The following is a 20,460-nucleotide window of genomic DNA, read 5'->3' on the forward strand; positions in this document are numbered from 1 at the left end:
CTACTATATGCCGAGTTCCGGAACCTTGCCACGGTAGCGCTGAGCCAGATCAGTCTTTATGGCACTTAGTTGTGTCCCGACGTTGGCGTACGCAACATCCCGACCATTGAATTTGACCCCGGTTACACGGGTGGCTCCCCGGTGCAGCCCAACAGCCTCCCAAAGGTCATTAAGAACAGGCGAGCCCGACGATCCCGCCATCGTATCCGTGAAATACCGCAGCTCAGTATCCGTTGCGGCCGTTAACAGATTGTTTCTTATGGCGAATTTCTTGGGGTCTCCATCGGGGTGCTGGATGATGTTCAGTGCCAATCGGTCTTCCTGGCTGCTTGTGGCTGCAAGCTTTTGGCCATGTGAAAGTGGCTTTCGGGCTCCGCTGTCTATTCTCAAAAGCGCGTAATCCAGTCTTCGGTCGCGTGCTATCAATTCGATGGCATTGGCGCTCGAACCAGCAGCTCCGTCCGCGTCGTAGTCGAACAGTGCGACCGTCGACTTCGCCTGCAATTCGAAATCTGAGTCCGACGCCGGCGGCTCGCCTTTCTCGCGCGCATTCACAACGTGGTTGTTCGTCAGCATAAGCCCTGGCGCCACCAGCCAGCCCGTACCCAGGAATTTGGATGGGTTACCCGATGAATTCTTTTGAACTTCGCTGTTCAAATACCGCGTCACCAGAAGCTTTGCCACCGCCTCGCCGGCCGACACACCAGCTTTCATATATGCGTAGGGCAACATGTCGTCGTGATGGACTACGACTTCCTGGAGTTCAGTAAAACCTACCGTCTTGATGGGTGGACTGCCTGTGACCTTCTCGTCGATCGCTTCATGAAATCGGCGGAGCGGCTCTGCGTCCGCCCTACCTGCTGCGAGCCAGGACGCATTTCTCAGCCAACTCTTCAAGGGTATGTTGCCGTCATCGAGACGCGGGACGGTGTTCAGATAATCCAGATCCAGTTTCAACCCGATCGTGGGCGCCGTCATTCCCCCCGGCAGCAACCCAGCGAACCGTCGCGGCATGCCTTGAAGCAACGCCGCCCTGACGGGAGGATCGTACCCGAAGACTTCCATCGTCACCTCGGCGATCTTCTGGATCTCGTCTTGGCTAAAATGCTCCATCAGATCGCAACCTCCGTTACGACATTCAATTCCCAGGGTTCGCGGTATTCATCAAGACCGCCGAGATTTGCACCGGACAACGATGCCTCCTCCAATCGAAGCAACATAATAATGGCTTCGACTAATTGGGGTTCTTGTTCCCCCTCAATCAGCTTCGAGATGAAGTATTCGAGGATGCGCTGGAGTGCTGCAGTCGGCGGATCGTTTGGAAGCCCGTGAGGTGCCAGGTTTTCGATCACGACTGGGGAACGCAGAGCCGTTTCAATATCGGCGCGCGAGCGCCGCATGAGGTAATAGAAATCGTGGATAACGAGGGGCAGCAGCTTGGCGATCGTCTGCGGATACTCAACGCCGAGACTCACGAGCGCCAGGCGGATCAGAGACCTTTCTTTATCGATCTCGGCTGGCCCCAATAGGGCCAGCTTGTTCACCAAGGCAAGCCGCAAGCTGGCTTTGGCGGATTCAGGGCTACGGATGATTGTCTCGGTCAGCGTCTGAATGCTCGGCAGAGGGGAGCGCAATGTGTCGCTTACTTCGCGCAAGCGAACCAGCAGATCGAGCGCGTCGTCGGCTCGCCTGCGCTGAGAATTGACTTGAATCTGGAGCCAAAGGAGTTCGGCCAAGCGGCCCCTGTTGGCCATAAGTGGATAGCCGTCAAGAGCCCTTTCGAGCAACCGTTCCGCCTCATCGGTTCTATTCAAAGCCAGGAGGGCTCGGGCTTCGATGGCAAAAAGCGGACTGTCACTTGTGCGCTCGGACCGCTGCCTGACGAGCGCAAGAACTTGGTCCGGAGCGGCAAACCGGAATGTCTCGAGAGCCTTCCTTCCGATCAGCCGTTCCCAACTCGATAAGTCCGCTTTGTCGTAGACGTCGGCCGGCAGCTCGATACTCATTCTTTCCGCCAACCAGATTTGCTGCTCCGACTCGAGATCGGCAATGGCCGATGAGAGATACTGCTCGACTCCAGATAGCCACCTGGTTGCTATGGCTTCAGAATCTTCGTGAAGCATGAGACGGTGATAGATCTCTTCCGCGCGCTCGACGAGCGTTTCGCCTTCCATTTCATAGTAGTGAACAGCCGCCGACTGCAGTGTTCTGACCTGATCGGGGCGCTGGTTCTTCATCAGGAGCAGAACGGGGCGTCGAATTTCTTCGCGGTAGCGCAACGCTTCGTCGTCCTCGATGCTGACCAGGGTATGTTCTCTTCGGAGTTCTTCGAAAAGTTCTTCGGCTCGCTCGTCGTTCAAGACGGTAACTTTGCACAACGGCGCGAGCACGAAGCGTATGATCTCCTTGGTGACACGTCGAAGAACCATCCCCGGGTGGGCCAGCGCCCTCACGTCTTCATCGTGGATATGGTCCAACACACGCGTGTAGAGACTCCCTTGAACGACCTCCGGAGCCACATCGAAAAGCCAATACCGCTTCGTTTGGAGGCCTGTGATTCCTCGAGATGCATCTTCGCTTTGCGCGATTCTTGCCGCCAGGCGAAGGGAGAGCGGACTGCCTCCGATCTGTCTTGCAATTACAGTTGCGCTCGCACCATCGACGCCAAGGCTGGAAAGCAACCGCGTGGCGTCCTGTTGATTAAGATCGCCGAGCGAGTATTCCTCTGGATGCTCACCCTTAACAGTAAATGGATTCGGCTTGGCCCGTCCCGCGATGATGACGCGAAGAGACGGGAATATCTTTTGTACCACCGCCAGCATCTGCCAGAAACTGAACAGATCTTCTTTGGTCCGGTAGTAAACTTCCTCGAAAGTGTCGAAGACCAGCACGACGGGCACGGCTCCGGCTTTTTGCTGGCGGCCCGCTGCGGATGCGATGCGTTCGAGCATGCGCCCGAATGCCACGTAGAGTCGCTCCTCGGCACCACTGTAGTTGGCCAATCTTTCTTGCTGCGCCGAGATGTTGGAGGCCCGCTGCCTAAGCTGTGCCCGTTCATCGCGATATTCTGAAACGAGAAAGCTGAACTCCTGAGTCGATCTATCGCTCCGGGCTTCGTCGTTGATCTGAGCGCTCAATTGGGTCGAGGCCGCTACGAGGATGGTGAACGGCTCGCTCACATCGAGGGACGAGGAATCGAAGGGCAAATAGGCGAAAGGAAACCATCCCTTCGTCGGAGCGTTTACATGTTCAAGCAGAAATTTCCCGATAAGCGCAGTCTTACCGACGCCGCCTGGACCGTAAAGAACTAGTGGAGGGCGGGAGCCGGGCCCGACGAAGCCCCGCAACCGCTGCCAGAGCGAGGGCTCCACGACACCAACGTAGTCCCGAAGTATCTGCAGTTCTTCTTCTCGTCCGACGAAACTGTCGTCGACGAGGTGCTCGAAAAGCGATACGGCCGACCGGCGGCGCAAGGCAACATCGAACTTGGCTCGATCCGGCAGCCCCCCAAATTCGGCGATACCCCAATCATACAACTGTCCGGTCGACACCAGGTCGTCGAAGCTCATATTGGATAGATCACACTGGTCTCCAGCCAGCCACTTATCGAAAGCCCGTTGGATCGGCGTCATCAATCGATCCGGATTGGCGGCCAGAACGGACCGCAGAATCTCTCTTCCTCCAAGTTTCCAAAGAAATGACAAGGCGGACCGTCGCTCTTCCGGCTTCAGGGTCCGGAGCCCGAGATGCCGCCAACCAACCGCCACCACCGAAGCTCCGAATAGATCGGGGGCGGGATTGATCGGCGAGGAAAGCGGGAGCCAAGGCTTAAGGTTGGATGGGCTGAAAACGTGAAGCACCGCGGCGGCAAAGAGATAAGTCGATGACGATAAGTCCATGCTTGCGTTGCTTCGCGCCAGTGTGCGCTTCTGCAGCTCGGCGACGACGTCGCTTGTCGAGCGGGTTACAGAGCTGCTCATGCGATCATCCCACGACCTCGATCAAATCGTTCAGACGTTTGCCTAATTCCCGCAGATCCGAAATCGGGTCTGCGAGGCCTTCCGCTATCTGGGTAAGGATGGCTTGCGCGTCCAGACCGCCAGCGGACCGAGCAACGAGATCGTTCACGAAATTGGTCACGAATGCTCGACTAAGACCGGGTATCGTCTCGTGCGCGATGCTGCCAGGAGGGACAGGAAGCGCCGTGTGATCGAAGTCCAACAGGATCAGTCGATGAAGGCGCCTCGCCACCCCGGAGGTGAGCACGTGCGCGAGCTTCACGATGAAAAGGAGGGTGTCTTGCCGCAATTCACCGTTGCTGAAACCGTCGAGAACGATCCAATGTTTAGAACCGGAGTTTTTCGCCACTAGCGACACCCAATTGGCCAGCTCTTGTGTCCATCGCTCCAGGTTTGTCACACCTTGCTTGGGGATCAGCGAAGTGTCTCCTCCCATCAGGGTCACGATATCCCCAGCGAGTTCGGCGGGGCCGATGGAAGGGCCTTGCTCCGGCTTAAGTTCTACATGGCAGGAATTGATGATCTGATGCGTTCGGCAGACATGATCAATCAACTCGGTTGTATACGTCTTTCCTGCTCCGCGAGTGCCGTTGATGACGACGATCGGCTGACTCGGAAGGTCTTGTAGAAGGCTTCGCAGATATGCTCTTGCGGTTGGGCGTCCCAAGAAGGGGAGCCGCCCCAACAGAACGGCTTCGAAGGGATCGGCGACGACGGAAGCGGGCGGTGGAAGCAGAATACGGGTGCATATGCTCTTAATGGTTTCGTCATTTGGAATTAGAATTGTGATAAACGTACAGAGGGTCGGCGGGGTGATGTTGTATCCGTCCTCCTCGCAGAGCGTGACTGCCTCCTTGACGAGGAGGTACGGCGGCTTCCCCTCATTAAGCCTGAGCTTGAGGGCTTGAGGCATGCCCGCGAGGAGCGTCATTCTCGCCGGAAGATTGGCTACGAGGTCGAGCAATCTGCCTTCGATGTATTCACGCTCCTGCGCGGTCAGCATGGCTGTACTTGTCCGCGCGGATAGAAAACCGATCACACATCCGAATTACTACTTCTGAAAGGAAGGCCTTTGCCGGCGCGGTAAACGACGGCCCGCATTCATCGGGATCAAACTCAGTCTCGCACCTTACTTAGCTGCCGGGACGGCCGATATCTGCGACACATTGGACGAATTGTTCGGGACTAGCGCCATGACTTGGTCCCCGACCTTTATGGACGCATCCATCGCGCGCGCCGAGATCTTCATACTACCGTTCGACTTCGTACTGACTTCTAGAACATTGTTAACACGCTGTACCCGCCCCTCGTAAATCTTGGCGATCGGCATTGCATGAGAGTCGGCGGCCACGGCGACTTTGTTCCAGAGAACCGAGAACTCCGAATTGTGATCTTTCTTTACAATGACCCAGCCAGGCAAGGCACCAGGGGCCTCCTCGGTCAATTGGGCAGGAAGCGGGAGACGAGCGCTTGCGGCAATCTGCTTGACAAGCGACGCTTGTGTCGCCGTCATATCCTCGTACTGATCGGAAAAAGTGGCGTAGTCGCGTGCGATAAGAATCGTAAGTCCTGCGGCAAACACAACCACGATCGCCATCGCTCCACTAGGACGAACCGTGGGAGAAACGATGTAGCGGGAGGAAACGAACGCCACGGCACAAAGTGCCGCGCTGCACAAAGCCAATTGGGCGAAAATCCGCAGGGCGCCATTTCGGACCAAAGCAGACAAAATGGCATCATTGAAGGCGTACTGATACAAGACGAATGCGACGATGCTCGCCACCACGCCGGCACCGCCGTAGGAGACTGCCAGGAAAAAGCGGTTCGCGGTCGATGAGGCGGCCGCACGCTTCGGTTCTGAAGCCGCGGCTGCTTCAGTCTTGAGCACCTCCTTAAACCATGCCTCCGGAGGATTCGCCGCTTCCGCCAGGGCGCTGCACATCGGGCATTTCGACAGATGCTCCTGCTTCGCCGGAGAAAGATCGTCGGAGAAGATCTGCGCGATTTCGAGAGGGTCTAGGCACTCGGGCGTCGGATAGTTGGTTCTCGACGCGGCGAGAGCGTCGTGCTCGAGCATCTGGGAGACCGACATGCCGAGCTCGTCAGCGCGCCGCCGAAGGCGCACTTCCAGGCCAGAGGGAGCTACGATAGAATGTCGCGGCGCGGTCAGAGACGATGCAAAACTTCTGTCAACCATCGGAATTACTCAAAGTTGCGGGTTCATAAATAGACCGCTTCTCGACGTGAATTTTTACAGGCCAGATCGAAAAATTATTTCTAGTGTAATAACAAGAGCTTAGCTAGCTTTCGCCGAAGACGGTGCAGCTGCACTGCGGTATTTGAGTATGTTTGGCCGAGCGCCAATGCCGTCTCGGCAATAGTACGTCCCTGGATGAAATGCAGCAATAATTCGCTTTCCTCCGGACCCAAGGCGTCTTTCGTCAGCGCAACCGCCTCTCCGAAGATGATCCGTTCTTCGCTTGGCGTATCCGAAGCTAGATTAGGCTCGTGGAGATCGCTGAGCGCTCTGTCGCTTCGCATCAAACGCCGCCGCCGTTGCAGCAGGTCCGTAGAGACGTTTATCGCCACCCTCCAAACGTATGCTCGTAGCTGCGCAGCATTGGAAATCTCCGGGAACGGGCTGGTCCGTACGAGGCGCAGAAACACCTCCTGGGCAGCGTCTTCGGCTAGAGTGCGATCCCGGAGTCGACGCCAGACCACTGCAATGACGAACGGCCACAGCGCCCGGAAGAGCTTTCTCCAAGCGTCTTGATCCTTCGGGTCCGAAGACAAAACTGCAAGCGCCCGGTCCAACACTTGATCGTTCATCGCCTCGTCCATTGCTGGCGGACAGCTGTTTCGACCAGACGAGCCATCGCCAAATGTGGATTGAGAGACTGTATCACCTTTTCGTTCTGTTCGTCCGACTTGAGTGACTCCTCGTGGGCAATTGCGATGTTCGGAAGAAACCTGTCGCTCACGAAATGGACAACGTCGTCGGCTAGGGCCATCTGCCCCCCGAAGCCGAGGTAGTTGTTCACCATCGTCCTGATCCACTGTCGCAAAGGTCGCTCGTCCGTCCAGTCGAATTCCCGATCGAGCACCGCTCCGGCCGCTTCCTCAGCTTCCGAAAAGCGGCCGGCCCTGAGTAGCTCCAGAATACGCTGCCCATGGCTCAGGAGGATTTGGTACTCGTAAATCGGAATATTCCAAAGAAACGGAAGCCAATAGCCTTGGATATACAGCCTGGCTTCGGATTCGCGGCCATCGATCAGATCCAGCGTGACGTTGTGTATGGGCGCGAATGCCTTCAGTCGGCATTGTTCGCAATATCCATCCGACCCGGCCGTATGGACCGCGTCTCCGTGATCAAATCCGTGACTTCCGGCGTCGCCCATGTCCTCGCAAAACAGCGGCAGCAGCCGGAACAACCGGGTAAGAAGATTCGCTCGGACTATTTCGCTTCGCACATTTATGTCCCGGGCCCGTCGCAAGATTTGGAGCCATGGATATTGCCGAGGTAGCGGCGCGCTTCTCATGATGGTGTTTCGTACTTTAACTCCACGCGGATCGCTCAGCGCCGCTCCGACCAGATACGATCCGAAACCGTTGGCAACGACGTGTGGCTGAACGTCTCCTTGATCCGTCATCCAGACGGCCATCACGTTCGCGCATGCGGCACGATAACGGCGGGCGAGCTGCACTCCGAGAGCCGCTGCCGCGACGGCCAGCGTAGCTGTGACGACGTAAAGCGGCCATTCGACCAAGAAGCTGGAGACTATTAATGCAAAGGCCGCTAGACAGCACCGGAGATCGATGATGATGTTCGGACGCCAAAGTCGGCCGCCAAGGTTCTTGTACGGAAAACCCCTGCAGACGAAATGCGGCTTCAGGACCCGGTGAATGGCGTCTTGCCAACTGCTTTTCTGAGCGGCGCTCGACACGGTAAGGACTAGCGGTTTCCAGCCCGACTGGGCGTCCTGCAGGATATCGTCGCCGTAGCTCTGATTAATCGACATCTTCTGGAAATCACTTCGAGGTAGAACCCGATGACAAAGCGGTCAAACGACTCGACTGTCACCTAGGGAGATTACCGGGTGTCCGGCCCGTGCCACTGGCGGAAACTGCCGCTTGAACGATCAACGATGGAGAGATCTCGTGACGGATGAGATGCCGACCTTCCGCGACCATTTTCTGTCGATTTTCCAATCTGCCGCTGCTCAATACGAGCGGACGACTCAAACCGACATCGTCGAGGAGGGCCTTGGCGAGGGGCAAAGTTTTGCGATGGCAGCGGCCGCGGTTGCAGCGCAACGAGCGCAGCAAACGGTGGAGGCCCACTCAGACGTGATCGAAGAGGGATTTGGCGATATCGCCAGAGTCTGCAGTGCGCTTGGTCTACGCTATCTTGAAGCCTTGGTTACGGGAGACGAAGCTGGCGCAGCCTTGCTTGCTGAACAGATGGAAGTCAGCACATGCGATCCGAAGTGGGGTCGGACACTTCGCGAATACAGTGACTATTTTGGTTGGGATGGCACACGACGCCAGATTCCATACCTCAAGCCCACAGAGGCCTCTCGTCCGATTGAGATCAAGACTGGCGCCACCATCGCGCTATTCGGTGACTGGGCCGCGGGGACCAAGACGGCACGCAAGACTCTGGAGTCGATCAAGGCGTTCTCTCCGGATATCCTCGTTCATCTGGGCGATATCTACTACTCGGGCACGGAGGCCGAATGCGCGGTCAATTTCGAGGACGTAATCGAGGATGTGTTCGATCGAAAGGACAATCCACTTCCGGTCTTCACCTTGGCGGGCAACCACGACATGTACAGCGGAGGAATCGCCTACTACGATTTGATCAGAAGACTTAATCGAGGACGTCAATCGCAAATCAGTAGTTTTTTCTGCTTGAGGTCGTCGGATGCTCAATGGCAATTGCTTGCGATGGACACCGGACTGCACGACTACAGCCCTCTTTCGGTAGGAGATGCACTTACGTTCGTCGAGAAGGAGGAGCAAGCCTGGCTAGAAGCACGCGTGGCTGAATTTGATGGTAAGTCGATTCTGTTATCCCACCACCAGTTGTTCTCTGCATTCTCGAAGATAGGAAAGCCTGCCGCGGATGGCCGTCTTACGACCCACAATCCGAACCTGCTGTCGCTGTTCAAACGCCTGAAGTCCACAGGTCGCAGCATCTCAGCCTGGTTTTGGGGCCATGAGCATAATTTGTGCATCTATCAGCCCCACTTGGACCTCGAACGTGGCAGATGCATCGGACACGGTGCCGTGCCCATCTTCGAGGGTGAGAACCCGTATCAATTGCTGGAGGAAGGCGTCGATCCGCCGTTGCTGATCGAAGGAACGAAGCTCAAGGTGGAGCAAGGCGTCTACGAACACGGGTTTGCGATACTGAGGCTGGGCAAGAACGGCTCGCTCGCCAATGTCGATTATGTCGCAAACGGCCGGATCATTTTCACCGAGAGCTTCTGATGGGCGAGGGCAATCGTCGAGTTCGGAAGCGACCTCAGAATGGCAGTGGTGGCTGGGAATCGAAACCTCCGAACAGGCCAAAGTCCTCGCTGCGACGGGGTGCGACGTCGGACAAGGCTACCTGTTCGGGGCCGACAGCGGCATCTTCCATCATGCAGCGGATCGACTGCGATGCATTCGCGCTGCAAGCTCGTCCCGCCGACCGCTACCGCCCGCCCACAGAGTGCCGGACGTCCGTATGCCCTCTAGCCCATGCGGGAACACCTCATAACATATTGACCGCGCAGGTTGTTGATGGCTTAATACGGGTAATATTTCCGTGCGAGTCATACTGGTTGCGTCGGTACTTGAGCTTTTCTGATGGCCGAGCGTCGTTCCTTGGCTCACAATATTCGTTTGCGTGAGCGCACAATTAGAGCCCACCGTTTGAGCGTCCTTACTGGATCGCCGGCGCGCGTGGGCGTGCTTCTTGTCCACGGCAATTCCTCGTCAAGTTCTGCATTTTATGCCCAGTTCGGCACATTGACGCGGATGGGTCTCGGCCTCGTCGCCCCTGACCTTCCCGGCCACGGACGATCGGCATGGTCGAATACCCCGCGATCCACGTATAGCTTTCCAGGGTACGCGCGCATCCTGCATGAGCTGATGGGCGAGCTCGGGTTTAAGACTTATCACATCGTCGGGTGGTCATTGGGTGGCCATATCGGCCTGGAGATGCTGGCCCGATACCGCGAGGTTCGTTCTCTTCTGCTCACCGGAACTCCGCCCGTGAGGCTCGATCCTGCCGGCATCAGTGCCGGATTTCGATGGACGCCATCAACCGCACTTGCTGGCCGACGCCACTTTTCCGACGACGATTGCCGCAGATATGTCCGTGCGATGATGGGCTGCCCGCGTGCTTCGGACCAGCATCTGGCTGCCGCGCTGCGCACCGATGGCAACGCCCGGAAGTGGATGGTCCAGAATGGCATGGCTGGGGTCGGCGTCGACGAGGTCGATACCGTCGAGACCGATGAGCGCCCGATCGCAATCGTTCAGGGTGTCCAAGACCCTTTTGTGAATCTCAATTACCTATCCAAGCTCAAGTACCGCAACCTCTGGACGAAGAAGCCAGTCTTGATCGACGCCGGGCACGCACCTCATTGGCAGGTTCCGACGATGTTCAACGAGCGAATGAAGGAGTTTCTGGTCCACGCTGGATAGGTGTCGTTGGAGATGGGGGGCGCCATGATCACGACTGTCGAAGACTTCATAGAACGGACTCAGCAGGCGAACAGCGAAGCCGAGCTGAAGAACCTATTCCTGCCTGTCATAGGGGCCGTCGGTTATGAGAACGCGGTTTTCGCACGGGCTCAAAACAAGCGCCTGATTTCCATTCCGTGGAGCGAGTTTCCACCTGGTTATCTCGACAACTACAAAGCCATGCAATGGGATAGGATCGACCCCGTGGTACAGAAGATCCATTATGCGCGGGGGAGTTTTCGATGGTCGGACACCTGCGATCCCAAACAGATTTCGCGAACCGACCGGGACTTCTTCGAGTCTTGCCGCGAACTGGGTGTACATTCCGGGATCACCATACCGATGCGAGGCCCGGCCCGCGAGACGGACCTCATCAGCCTCAGTTTCCGCGAGAAGGGCGCCCCTGCCGACGAGAAAACAGGCTTCGTCTACATGGTCTGTGTGCAGTACTGGCTGAAGTACTGCGAGTTGGCCGACGGAAGGCGCAGCCTGGACGCCGGGCTGACCGCTCAAGAAGTCGAGTGTCTAAAGTGGTGTAAGGAAGGCAAGACGAACTGGGAGATTGGAGAGATCCTCAGTATCTCACAGAAGACGGTCGAATTCCACGTCGGCAACACGATGAAAAAGCTCGGGGCGAGTAATCGAATCACCGCCGTAATCATGGGGATCAAGAGCGGCATCATCCAGTTGTAGAGACGGCGCATGACCATGGGCTGCTATGGTTTCGTCGACCACTTCGCCCAACCGAGCCAATGCGCCCTTGAACAGCTCGGCCCGGATGTTGAGAGGCGCCATGACCATCAGGACTTCGTCTCGCGGGCCGCAGCACTCGACTATGATGCGGCGGCTCACTGCGAGGTCCCCGGTTTGCAGCGGCCGGATTGCTAATACCGCCCCCTTTACTCGACCCAAATGCCGATCGGCGGCCGCCTGGCACCATCTTTCAAGTATAGCTGCGGTTTCATCGATCTGCCGCGCAAAACCCTGAGTCCAAAGGTCCAGAGCTGCCGCTGCGGTCACGAACACGAGCAAATTCCCTCTGAACGTGCCGTTGTGCTCGCCGGTGTTCCAAACGTCGTGCTCCGGCTTCATCAACATCAGCGACATCGGTAGCTCGTATCCACTGATTAACTTCGCCAGACAGACAATATCCGGAACTATGCTCGCCCGCTCGAAGCTGAAAATTGCCAGGTTCGGCCGCAGCCCGCCAAGATGTCGTCGACGATGAGGAGAGCGCCGCGGTCTTCGCGACGTTAGAGAGGGTTTGCAACCACTCGTTCGAGGCGACGTTGAGCCCGCCCTCTCGCTGCACGGTCTCGACCGGGATCGCAGCAACCGGATCAATGCCCCCTAAAGCGTCCAATGTCATGTGGGGAAACCGCAATAGGTCACTCTCGCCCGCCCCAAGGTAGCCTTCGAACGGCAATCGGTGGATGCCGTTTAGCAAGCCCTCTGCGCTTGTCCTGCAAAGCGCCCACCCCGTCGCCGCGAGCGAGCGCATCGAAACGCCATGAAACGCGTTTGAGAACGCAACGATTGTTTGTCGACCAGTGACCCTGCGCGCGAGCTTTATGGCAGCCTCAACGAAGTTCGTGCCCGTAGGGCCGGGAAATTGCATCCGGTAGCGTAGACCGTGGGCAGCGAGAACCCCGTTCTCAAGTTTGGTCATGAAGCGGAGTTTAGCATCGGTGTGGAAATCCAAACCCACCGCAATGCATCAGCGAGTAGATACTCCACGCCCGCTCAGCGCAGATGCGGGTGATTATGACCATGATACAAGGGGCAGCACCCCGCTAACAGATCTACGTACTCGACGCCTGCCACATCCCATATCATGGCGCCTTTGGCGGACTTGAGAAGAGCGGGCACCCTCCGGCAATACGAGCGCACCTGCGATGCGTGACTCGAGAAGAAGTTCGCATGCGAGAACGGCGCCTCTTTCATGCACTTGCCATTCCACGTTTTGCCTCCTCCTCGGCGCGAGCGATCGACGCCAAACGGTCGCGGAGCACGTGGATATCGGTAACGACGGAGTGGTACCCTGCGTCGCTTGCCACGCGCCCGAGATAGGTTAGAGCGTCAGCCATGTTCCGGGCGGTATGCTCTTCACTACCGCGGACGGTGAGCTCGGTCATGCCGCATCCCTCGTGAATTCGGCCCTTTCCGCCCCTAACACGGTGACGCCTATCGCCAACTTTTGGCAGTGCCACTCTGGTCGAATGCGATCGGTCGGCACGAAGAAGGCTCTCTCGAGTTCGCCCTCGATGATATGCTCCCTTCCCAACCACTCAATGCCGGACCGAAGGAAGTGCGCGAGTAGATGCTCGCGCGTAACTCCGATCATTCCGATGCCGCCGCTAATGCGCATGAACTGCTGGATCGCGCATAGGAGTTCCGGGAATATCCGCTGTCGCATATTTGGGTTGACCGTCTTGTCGACGCATACGCGCGTTACCTCGAATACGGCCGGAGATGAGGGCAGATCTCCTTTCTCTACAAGGTATGGCCAGTACTTCCGAAGCATGTAGGGACCAGTCGTACGCAACAGCCTGGCGAGCCCGCGAACCACCAGATTGTTGTCACGCCAGACCAAATAAATCGCCGCGGGCGTATCGAACTCGTCGAATTCGAGCCCATCCCAGTGAGTATGATCGAGACCTCTACGCTTGACGAAGACCTCGTACCTTAGCCGAGCTTGAGATGCGTACGCGTCTTGGAAGTGATGCGCCGTCGCTACTGAAAAGGCTTCGATCATATCGATGCGCTCCGCATTGCGAGGGCATCGGAGCAAATAGGGCGGACGCGGTGTACTGGGGAACTCCCTAAGGTGGGGATAAAGAAGTGACGAATGCGACACTTCGTGCAGCTCCCGGGGTATTCCCTAGTATACTCGCGGTGCCGTTGGGCCAACATTTCCTCCGCAAGGGAGGACGTTCGATGGGCAAGAAGGGAAAGAAGCTCAAGGTCGCTGCGGCAGCGGAGCCCGTTGCAGAATTCTTGGCAATGACCGGCGGGTTCATCTCGCGCGACGAAATCTATCATCGCTTGGAATGGTACTTCGATCACAGCCATAATCCCCGCGGTCCGCACACGATCGATCCAAATTCGCCGATCGACGCCTTCTTCCAGGGCATGGACCCCGCGACGGGGCGCAAAATACTATGGGTCAACATCAACAAAATCAGCCCAACCTACGTCCCCGCCTGGCGTAGCGCTCTATTCCATGGCGTGCAGTTTCCGTGGACGTCGAAGCCCGATGTGGCCATCGGTCTGCGAGACATTCAGTCGTTCGGGAATCTGATCGACTCCGCGGTCCTTACATATGAGCACTTCGGGTGGCGAGTAAGCTGAGGGGAGCTTCAGCATGAAGCACATTATCTCGACCGCGTTTGCGATCGTTCTCACGTCATCTTCGCTGGCGGCCGAAACGCTCTCCGCGGCGAAATACGATCGCAATAAAGACGGCGTATTGGACGAGCGTGAGGCATTAGTTTGGCGGCTGCACGTCCAAGATCCGATGCTCGCCAAGTACGATGTAAACCTGAACGGCAAACTGGACCCGTCCGAAGCAGAAAAGCTTAGGTTGGAAAACGAAGCGAGCTTCGGGACCAGATCGCGGACGGTGGCGAATGACGTGTTGTTTTTCAAGGACCGCAAGATCGCCGATATTGACAAGGTGGCATCGACACGGCCGCCTCCTGCCATTCCGGCGGACGTCAAGCCTCCGAAAGGCGGCTGCCAGGAGCAACAAAGGCTGTTCATCCGCCGCGACAGGCTGGATACCTATCAATACCGGGAGGGAACGTTCGTCACGGGGTTTGTGCCGAGATCCAAAGCGAAGGGAGCCTCCGCCAGCTTTGCGCATGACGATCTCGACCGCTCTCAATCCCTGACGGTCAACGGGCGCGTGTCGTACGTCCTGTCGCAAAATGACCCCATGAGCCCTTGCTTCACGGGTCTGCCGGACGATCCGTACGCGAAGCGCGACTTCAACGTTCCGTCGTTGTTCGGGACGACGGTGGCGTTGTGGACGGATGCGCAAGGCACGATCAACGCCCCCAGGACCAAAAGCGAAAAGAGCGCTGTGAAAACCGGCATAGATGCGCAGGCTGCCATTGCCGGTGGGCCTCTATTCGATCTGCAATACGTGATCGTAAGCCCGTATGCGCAGACCGACTTTCGCGGTGAGGGACGAATATACGGTTTCACTGCCGCGTGGGAGCCTTTCGCTCCGAACGCTCGGTTGGGAGGGACGATCGGGGCACCCGCCACGAAATATCTCGACTGGTTTTGGCAACTTCGGGCCGAAGCGGACATCAAGCGTGTGGATGTGGTGGGCGCAACGGCACTGACCAGAGGCGATTATACCTGGGGTGGAGCAGTGGCGCGCCTCCATCTCACCCCGTTCCCCGATCGCAGCATCTACGACCCATTCGCCGAACCAGTCTTTGCGGACCTCATCGGCCGCTTCTACGCCGATGTGACGGTCAATTATCACCGCGAATTCAACCGCCGTATCGATGCCTTGCTGTGGGGAGTGGAGGTCGGCTTCAATATAACGCCCGACGGGGCGGCATCCGTCTCGGTCAGCTATACTGACGGCCTGGAAAAGGACACGCTGATAAAGCAAAGACAGTATCTCGTTGCCTTGAACTACAAACTTTGAACGCAGCCAAGCCATCAAGGAGAGAAAATGAGTGATGTTCGTCGGTTTCCTTTGCGCCGTGAGTGCGATTTCAACCAAAGCTTTGGCAGCAGAAGCGGAAATCGTGACCTACAAGGAAATGTGCGACGCTTCTGCGGCGGTTGCGCTCGACAAGGACCATTTCGTTGTCGGAGACGACGAAATGAACACGCTTCGCATCTATAAGAGAGGGCAGTCGTCTTCAATCAAGCAGGTTGACCTGTCGAAATTCCTGGACACCAAGCCCGACAAGGAATCGGACCTTGAAGGTGCAGCGCGGATCGGAGACACGATATACTGGATCTCATCGCACGGCACGAACAAGGACGGAAAAGTCCAAGACCGACGGCGGAGGTTCTTTGCGACGACAGTTGACACGACCTCGTCACCGCCCGGCCTGAAGCCGATCGGTGCGGCCTATTCGAAACTGGTGGAGAATCTCTCATCGGACCCGCGCTTTGCGAAGTACAAGCTGGCCGAAGCCGCAACGAAGCCACCGAAGACGAATGGCGCGTTCAATATCGAGGGATTGGCTGACGGCGGCAACAACAAGCTGCTCATTGGTTTCCGTAATCCACTCCCGGAAAACAAGGCACTGGTCGTTACGTTGGAAAACCCGACCGACCTGATCGAAGGAAAAGGCGAAGCCAAGTTCGGGAACCCGATCGAGTTGGACCTTAAGGGTCGCGGCGTACGTAGCATCGAAAAGGTGGGCGGTAGCTACCTGATCGTCGCGGGCCCTTACGACGGGAAAAAAGACTTCGTGCTGTTTCGATGGTCAGTCAAGGAGTCCGGTGAAGGCATTGAGAAGCTCGAGACTCCCGCCATGAACGCTCTTTTTCCGGAAGCCATGTTCGAGATTCCGGGGACCGGAGAAGTTCAGGTTCTCAGCGACGATGGGTCGCTCACGGTTGGTGCCGGGGAATGCAAGGATGCGCCGCGAAACGAACAAGCATTTAGGAGCGTGATTTTGAAGCCCTGAGGCGCCGCGCCGGGAACAGGCGGAGCTTCACTTCGAAGTCTCGGGGCAGGGCGAACGATCGGGCTCGTCAGGCAAGCCCACCTCTACGCGCTCTTTCATCGCGGCCACGTAGCTGCCATAACCAGGCATTGCCCTGCCGGTTGCAACTTCCGGCGAGGCGTCGACCTCCTTATGGTGTTCAACCAGCTGCTCTCCTAAATTTAGCGTCTTCTTCAAGTAACTAAGCTTCCGTCTAGAGCCTGCATCTCATGATCCCGAAGAGGTTTTCGCCCCCTTGATTGGTGGCTTCCAGGAATCCCGCATCGTTCAATCTCAAGGGACGCTTCGTAACCGAGTCCCCAACGTTACCGCCGACGATCTCTATCTGGTCGGCCCCGACGTCGATCACGACGTCGCAGTGACCTGGATAATCGCCGCCATTCTGGTGTTGGTAGTCAATCCCGTCGCGACGAGCCCAGCACACGAGATCGCCCACCTGCGGCTTGCACTCCCGGAGCTGGTAGCAGTAGAACCCAGCGTCTGGCTTACCTTGCAGCAGATCCTTGATGGCACGGAAAATATAGATCGAATGCTGCGGGCTGTAGTGAAAGCGGCTGCCGGCACCGGCTCTGCGCATCACCCAGGAGATGAAGGCCGCGGACCATGGTACGCTGTGATCTCGTCCGGTTAGAGTATCGTTGTTGACGCCGTACTTCCAATATTCGCCGACATAATGCCAATACGGCGTCTCACCCTCTTTGTGCCCGACATTGATCGCATGCCCGCGAATATCGTAGGTCTGCTCACCGAACCTCCGCCACTCGTCGAGCGCAATGGACGCCGCCCGGGCGCCGAAGCCAGCTGGAGCCACGGCGTCCATGGTCAGCCCATCGGCTTGCTGAACGGCGAATGCCGTAGAGGTGTCGGCGATAAGTTCGAGATTTGCACTCGCACGGCTGACCAGTTGTTCGCGAACAGCATCTGGAGCCGGCCTATCGGACCAAACCCCTTTCGTCTTGCGCAGCCAGAAGCGGCGGTCTTCGATTCCGGTCTGTCCGCCGTTGATCGCGTAGGTGACGCCTACAATATCATCCGCATCCGCCAGTTGATTGCAGGATTTGCCGTGATAGCCGCTGGCGTTCCATTCGGCCGCTGCGATCTCCAAACAATGATCCCGGTGATATGCAAGTTCGGGATTCGCTTCGAGATCGATGCCGAGGTCCCGTCCGTATTTCGCATAGGCCGACCGTCCGGTCATTTGCAAAGGCCACGACCGCGGTATTTGAAACCGTCTCCCGGGCTGTCGTTCCCCAACCTATGTCCGTAAACGTACTCCCCGAGCTTCTCTTCGTTGTGCGCATATTGTTGCGCAATTTCCAATGTCGGAAAACGACGGGGCCAAACCTGCATCAGCCGGGAAGGCGAATACCAGAGGCTTTCCGTCTGGATCTTGAAGCCACCAGTCTCTTGCAGCATCTGAGCAAAGAAATGCGCCAACCTCAACCGGTTTGCCGAAATTTCGTATTTTTCCAGCACGGTATTCGCGTCATTCGAGCGGAATGCGGCTGCGTATTCGTCGATCATGCGAGGCCCCAGGGACTGGACCTCGGCGAAGTCGATCTTCATGGCAATGACCTCCGGCTTTTATGCGTCTTGGTTTGCTTGAGCTCTCGAACTCATCGTCACTTCTCTTGCGCTCGACGGATCGCCACTCGGGTCAGGATTTGCTTGCGGCCGCGCGTCGTTTGAGGGACGGGCTTCGTTGTTGATAGGCTCGCTTGGCGAGGGAGACCGTTCCGGCGGAGTAGCAATCGGTGGTGTTTGAGGTGACGGCGGCCCCGTGAAGGCCGCCACGATGCGATCCAGCGCCGTGAACACGAGGTCTGCGCTGTATCCGGCGACGAAAGCGAGCGCGAAAGGCGACAGGGAGGCGGTGACCGAGGCCCCCGTCGAAGGTTGCAGTAGCCAGCCGGCTGCCAAGCCAGACAGCGCGCCAATCGGGACGCGCAAGGAAAACTTACGTTTGAGGACCGTCGCTTCCTCGACGAACGAGGTTTCGTCGGAGAGGCGCCGAAGCACGAAGGCGATCGCGCCAAGCATTCCGTAGAAAACCGGCAAGAGAAACCCGCCGACGAACGATGTGGCGAGGTCCAGCTGTACTTGCGCCACGACCTCCGCCTTGTCGCTGCTGTTATTGTCACCTGAGCCGAGCCCTATGATGCCCAGAAAGCCGGCCATCTTGCGTGGGATACCCATGAGATAGTCCGCAGCGTGGAGATACGTCTGCCGTTTGCCGACCAGCCCTTCGTTCTTGGCGGTTGCGACACCCGTTGGAGCAGGCGTTGGCGCTACGGCGGGAGCCGGTGCAGGTGCAGTTGCTGGTGCAGCAACGATGGCTGCTACTTCAGCGGCCTCGATGCTCTTGTTGACCTCCAACAACCCCTTCTGCACCGACAAAAACGCGGAGTAGTAAAGCTGCAAAAGCAGCAAGGCGGCGAGGATTACGTAAAAAAACCGGCGGTAGTGGTCCCTCGCCTCCTCCGGCGATTTGATCCTGGAGTTGAGCGCGCTGTAAGCGGCCCAGAACCGGGACTGGGTCTCGGCGCTTGACTGGACCAAGCTGCTCGTGGTTTGCACTGCAGTAATCGGGGCCGAAATGTGAGACGGAATTTCGACGCCGCGCTCGGACAGCTTCCTCATCGACGCGTGTGCAGTCTCGACGGGACCTGCCGTCACCGCGGCGGTCTTGGTGGTCGGCCAAAGGCTCATCGCTCCGATCCAACGCTATTTGATCCAAGCACACTGCCTCAGGACGGCGATTGGCTCTCCTAGGGACCATACTAGGTGCTTGTTGGTGGCGCGGCGGACAGCCGTGTGAGGGCTTCAGCGAAGCTGAAGCCAAGCTATGTACGGGCCGCACGGCGTGGGGAGCGCCGCTTGTGGTTCGTCGGTACGGGCTTTCCGGGTCCCGTATGGGATCCGGCCACTCACGCCGGCGGTGCAGCCGGCCTGGATGTGGCGGGGATCGAGCCCTCGATCCCGTTCGCGCGCGGGATCTCACCCCCGTCTGGAGAAGGGGCGGCGCGAGCCACTCCCCCGTCGTGACGACGCTAGAGGTCGGCGACTTCTCAGCCATCCGATCGCGCCCCGTGGCGGGTGATCAAATCCCGTGTCAGTCACCGGCTTTCGACTTCGTCCGCCGCCACTTCTTTCGAGTCGTTCGTCTGGCCTGCGGCTACATGGCATCATTGTGCCTTTCAAGCCGGCGAAAGGTTCGATGAGCGCGGATCGCCTTGTAGATTCCCCCGCGCGAATGGCGCACCGCTGAGTGCTGTCTAGCCGCGCGCGACATCGCGCACGACCACAAGCTGATCTAGCAGAAATGCGACGGACCATGCCTCTCAAACGCCGCAGAACGTCTTGGTTGCAATGTTAACATCCCTCGCCGATCGGCTGGGGGAACAAGCATGGTTAAAGCATTTCGCAATACCGTCATGGCACTCACTTTTGTCGTCGTCGCCGGCAGTAACATAATTTGGAGTTTGCTGGATGACTACGTTGCCTGCGGCCTAGCGGTAGCCGCTTCAGTCACCGCCGGTTTTTGCGCCGAGCGCGCCTTCATTAAACGGTCCCATAGCGAAATGATCCGTCAACACGGCGCAGACTGGCAGGCTGGTAGCGAGCGCATAGAGTCTGGCGGACCAACCAGGACGGCGAAGGCAGAGAAATGACAATCGATCGGAATATCATCGAGAGCGGCACGAGGCGCGAGGAGCCCAAGCTAGAGATGCTCGATTGCCAAACGCCGTCGCGACAGTTGATTGCCCATGCATCGGCGATCGAGGCATTGCGCGCCTAGTACGCCATGCAGTCAACCGTTAATACCGTCGCGCTCTACGACGCCGCAGCAGCGCTGTTCGGCTCGGGTTTCGACCGGGCCGAATACCACGAGGTCGAGTGAATATATGATCTTCCCCCAAAAAAATGGACAGGGTTAAGCTGCTTCTAGCTCCATCTCGATCGGACTGAGATATCCAATGGCCGAGTGGCGACGCGTTCGA

At 57.7% G+C, this 20,460-nt stretch carries 20 protein-coding genes and 1 pseudogene; 7 read left to right on the top strand and 14 right to left on the bottom strand.

The window, feature by feature from the left end; all coding sequences use genetic code 11:
* Window positions 1-3: 3 nt before the first annotated feature.
* From GGD62_RS37090 to GGD62_RS37115, 6 genes are all read right to left on the bottom strand, one after another.
* On the bottom strand, window positions 4-1,113 hold the full coding sequence (locus GGD62_RS37090; RefSeq protein ID WP_183713506.1) for a trypsin-like peptidase domain-containing protein: 1,110 nt from the start codon (window positions 1,111-1,113) through the stop codon (window positions 4-6).
* Complete coding sequence (locus tag GGD62_RS37095; protein WP_183713509.1) at window positions 1,113-3,980, bottom strand: ATP-binding protein; 2,868 nt, start codon at window positions 3,978-3,980, stop codon at window positions 1,113-1,115. Before GGD62_RS37095 ends, GGD62_RS37090 begins: the two co-directional genes overlap by 1 nt.
* 4 nt (window positions 3,981-3,984) lie before the next feature.
* Entirely contained in the window at window positions 3,985-5,022 is a 1,038-nt protein-coding gene (locus GGD62_RS37100; protein ID WP_183713512.1) for a hypothetical protein, read from the bottom strand.
* Window positions 5,023-5,148: 126 nt separating this feature from the next.
* Complete coding sequence (locus GGD62_RS37105) at window positions 5,149-6,111, bottom strand: hypothetical protein (protein WP_183713515.1); 963 nt, start codon at window positions 6,109-6,111, stop codon at window positions 5,149-5,151.
* Window positions 6,112-6,296: 185 nt separating this feature from the next.
* Complete coding sequence (locus tag GGD62_RS37110) at window positions 6,297-6,848, bottom strand: RNA polymerase sigma factor (protein ID WP_183713517.1); 552 nt, start codon at window positions 6,846-6,848, stop codon at window positions 6,297-6,299.
* The gene (locus GGD62_RS37115; protein ID WP_183713520.1) at window positions 6,845-8,038 is read right to left on the bottom strand and encodes a hypothetical protein; all 1,194 of its coding nucleotides are present in this window, start codon (window positions 8,036-8,038) and stop codon (window positions 6,845-6,847) included. Before GGD62_RS37115 ends, GGD62_RS37110 begins: the two co-directional genes overlap by 4 nt.
* Before the next feature lie 139 nt (window positions 8,039-8,177).
* On the opposite strand from GGD62_RS37115, the gene GGD62_RS37120 reads away from it, so the two are divergent.
* From GGD62_RS37120 to GGD62_RS37130, 3 genes are all read left to right on the top strand, one after another.
* Window positions 8,178-9,512 (top strand): metallophosphoesterase, encoded by a 1,335-nt coding sequence (locus tag GGD62_RS37120; protein WP_183713522.1) that lies wholly within the window; start codon window positions 8,178-8,180, stop codon window positions 9,510-9,512.
* Between the two features lie 360 nt (window positions 9,513-9,872).
* A complete protein-coding gene (locus GGD62_RS37125) occupies window positions 9,873-10,715 on the top strand; it encodes an alpha/beta fold hydrolase (protein ID WP_183713525.1) in 843 nt (280 codons plus the stop codon).
* Between the two features lie 24 nt (window positions 10,716-10,739).
* On the top strand, window positions 10,740-11,447 hold the full coding sequence (locus GGD62_RS37130) for a LuxR family transcriptional regulator (protein WP_183713529.1): 708 nt from the start codon (window positions 10,740-10,742) through the stop codon (window positions 11,445-11,447).
* On the opposite strand, the gene GGD62_RS37135 is transcribed toward GGD62_RS37130, so the two are convergent.
* The 4 genes and pseudogenes from GGD62_RS37135 to GGD62_RS37150 all read right to left on the bottom strand — a co-directional run bounded on the left by GGD62_RS37135 (window position 11,337) and on the right by GGD62_RS37150 (window position 13,509).
* Window positions 11,337-12,098 carry an aminotransferase class III-fold pyridoxal phosphate-dependent enzyme gene (locus tag GGD62_RS37135; protein WP_312014326.1) on the bottom strand — a complete coding sequence of 254 codons (762 nt, stop codon included), beginning with the start codon at window positions 12,096-12,098 and terminating at the stop codon, window positions 11,337-11,339. The two genes, GGD62_RS37130 and GGD62_RS37135, sit on opposite strands and share 111 nt — an antisense overlap.
* A pseudogene (locus tag GGD62_RS41965) lies at window positions 12,007-12,423 on the bottom strand (aminotransferase class III-fold pyridoxal phosphate-dependent enzyme); the annotation flags it as partial. The gene GGD62_RS37135 and the pseudogene GGD62_RS41965, both read right to left, overlap by 92 nt.
* 271 nt (window positions 12,424-12,694) lie before the next feature.
* Window positions 12,695-12,889, bottom strand: coding sequence for a hypothetical protein (locus GGD62_RS37145; RefSeq protein WP_183713538.1), 195 nt, complete (start codon window positions 12,887-12,889; stop codon window positions 12,695-12,697).
* Window positions 12,886-13,509: an acyl-homoserine-lactone synthase gene (locus tag GGD62_RS37150; protein ID WP_183713541.1), complete on the bottom strand. Its 624-nt coding sequence runs from the start codon at window positions 13,507-13,509 to the stop codon at window positions 12,886-12,888. Before GGD62_RS37150 ends, GGD62_RS37145 begins: the two co-directional genes overlap by 4 nt.
* Before the next feature lie 182 nt (window positions 13,510-13,691).
* Between GGD62_RS37150 and GGD62_RS37155 the strand changes: the two genes are divergently transcribed.
* Genes GGD62_RS37155 through GGD62_RS37165 form a run of 3 tightly spaced genes read left to right on the top strand, consistent with a single transcriptional unit; the run spans window position 13,692 to window position 16,420 of the window.
* Window positions 13,692-14,105, top strand: coding sequence for a hypothetical protein (locus GGD62_RS37155; RefSeq protein ID WP_183713544.1), 414 nt, complete (start codon window positions 13,692-13,694; stop codon window positions 14,103-14,105).
* A 13-nt stretch (window positions 14,106-14,118) separates the two neighbouring features.
* Window positions 14,119-15,420: a hypothetical protein gene (locus tag GGD62_RS37160; RefSeq protein ID WP_183713547.1), complete on the top strand. Its 1,302-nt coding sequence runs from the start codon at window positions 14,119-14,121 to the stop codon at window positions 15,418-15,420.
* A gap of 34 nt (window positions 15,421-15,454) precedes the next feature.
* The gene (locus GGD62_RS37165; RefSeq protein WP_183713550.1) at window positions 15,455-16,420 is read left to right on the top strand and encodes a DUF3616 domain-containing protein; all 966 of its coding nucleotides are present in this window, start codon (window positions 15,455-15,457) and stop codon (window positions 16,418-16,420) included.
* A gap of 27 nt (window positions 16,421-16,447) precedes the next feature.
* Here GGD62_RS37165 and GGD62_RS37170 read toward each other — a convergent pair whose 3' ends face one another.
* Genes GGD62_RS37170 through GGD62_RS37185 form a run of 4 tightly spaced genes read right to left on the bottom strand, consistent with a single transcriptional unit; the run spans window position 16,448 to window position 19,168 of the window.
* A complete protein-coding gene (locus GGD62_RS37170; RefSeq protein WP_183713553.1) occupies window positions 16,448-16,636 on the bottom strand; it encodes a hypothetical protein in 189 nt (62 codons plus the stop codon).
* A 16-nt stretch (window positions 16,637-16,652) separates the two neighbouring features.
* Complete coding sequence (locus tag GGD62_RS37175) at window positions 16,653-17,657, bottom strand: DUF2272 domain-containing protein (protein ID WP_183713555.1); 1,005 nt, start codon at window positions 17,655-17,657, stop codon at window positions 16,653-16,655.
* Window positions 17,654-18,025 carry a hypothetical protein gene (locus GGD62_RS37180; RefSeq protein ID WP_183713558.1) on the bottom strand — a complete coding sequence of 124 codons (372 nt, stop codon included), beginning with the start codon at window positions 18,023-18,025 and terminating at the stop codon, window positions 17,654-17,656. Before GGD62_RS37180 ends, GGD62_RS37175 begins: the two co-directional genes overlap by 4 nt.
* An 18-nt stretch (window positions 18,026-18,043) precedes the next feature.
* Window positions 18,044-19,168: a hypothetical protein gene (locus tag GGD62_RS37185; RefSeq protein ID WP_183713560.1), complete on the bottom strand. Its 1,125-nt coding sequence runs from the start codon at window positions 19,166-19,168 to the stop codon at window positions 18,044-18,046.
* Window positions 19,169-19,866: 698 nt separating this feature from the next.
* Here GGD62_RS37185 and GGD62_RS37190 point away from each other — a divergent pair.
* Entirely contained in the window at window positions 19,867-20,130 is a 264-nt protein-coding gene (locus GGD62_RS37190; protein WP_183713563.1) for a hypothetical protein, read from the top strand.
* Window positions 20,131-20,460 lie beyond the last annotated feature (330 nt).

Origin of the sequence: Bradyrhizobium sp. ERR14, from assembly GCF_014198235.1 — a bacterium.
Classification (GTDB): domain Bacteria; phylum Pseudomonadota; class Alphaproteobacteria; order Rhizobiales; family Xanthobacteraceae; genus Bradyrhizobium.

What these genes read in the sequence shown, in the direction of transcription:
- GGD62_RS37105 (WP_183713515.1), bottom strand. Translation starts at nt 6,111, where the DNA reads ATGTCGGTCTCCCAGATGCTCGAGCACGACGCTCTCGCCGCGTCGAGA.
- GGD62_RS37175 (WP_183713555.1), bottom strand. Translation starts at nt 17,657, where the DNA reads ATGACCGGACGGTCGGCCTATGCGAAATACGGACGGGACCTCGGCATC.
- GGD62_RS37190 (WP_183713563.1), top strand. Translation starts at nt 19,867, where the DNA reads ATGGTTAAAGCATTTCGCAATACCGTCATGGCACTCACTTTTGTCGTC.
- GGD62_RS37125 (WP_183713525.1), top strand. Translation starts at nt 9,873, where the DNA reads ATGGCCGAGCGTCGTTCCTTGGCTCACAATATTCGTTTGCGTGAGCGC.
- GGD62_RS37155 (WP_183713544.1), top strand. Translation starts at nt 13,692, where the DNA reads ATGGGCAAGAAGGGAAAGAAGCTCAAGGTCGCTGCGGCAGCGGAGCCC.
- GGD62_RS37130 (WP_183713529.1), top strand. Translation starts at nt 10,740, where the DNA reads ATGATCACGACTGTCGAAGACTTCATAGAACGGACTCAGCAGGCGAAC.
- GGD62_RS37185 (WP_183713560.1), bottom strand. Translation starts at nt 19,168, where the DNA reads ATGAGCCTTTGGCCGACCACCAAGACCGCCGCGGTGACGGCAGGTCCC.
- GGD62_RS37165 (WP_183713550.1), top strand. Translation starts at nt 15,455, where the DNA reads ATGTTCGTCGGTTTCCTTTGCGCCGTGAGTGCGATTTCAACCAAAGCT.
- GGD62_RS37100 (WP_183713512.1), bottom strand. Translation starts at nt 5,022, where the DNA reads ATGCTGACCGCGCAGGAGCGTGAATACATCGAAGGCAGATTGCTCGAC.
- GGD62_RS37110 (WP_183713517.1), bottom strand. Translation starts at nt 6,848, where the DNA reads ATGAACGATCAAGTGTTGGACCGGGCGCTTGCAGTTTTGTCTTCGGAC.
- GGD62_RS37115 (WP_183713520.1), bottom strand. Translation starts at nt 8,038, where the DNA reads ATGTCGATTAATCAGAGCTACGGCGACGATATCCTGCAGGACGCCCAG.
- GGD62_RS37180 (WP_183713558.1), bottom strand. Translation starts at nt 18,025, where the DNA reads ATGAAGATCGACTTCGCCGAGGTCCAGTCCCTGGGGCCTCGCATGATC.
- GGD62_RS37160 (WP_183713547.1), top strand. Translation starts at nt 14,119, where the DNA reads ATGAAGCACATTATCTCGACCGCGTTTGCGATCGTTCTCACGTCATCT.
- GGD62_RS37150 (WP_183713541.1), bottom strand. Translation starts at nt 13,509, where the DNA reads ATGATCGAAGCCTTTTCAGTAGCGACGGCGCATCACTTCCAAGACGCG.
- GGD62_RS37090 (WP_183713506.1), bottom strand. Translation starts at nt 1,113, where the DNA reads ATGGAGCATTTTAGCCAAGACGAGATCCAGAAGATCGCCGAGGTGACG.
- GGD62_RS37095 (WP_183713509.1), bottom strand. Translation starts at nt 3,980, where the DNA reads ATGAGCAGCTCTGTAACCCGCTCGACAAGCGACGTCGTCGCCGAGCTG.
- GGD62_RS37145 (WP_183713538.1), bottom strand. Translation starts at nt 12,889, where the DNA reads ATGACCGAGCTCACCGTCCGCGGTAGTGAAGAGCATACCGCCCGGAAC.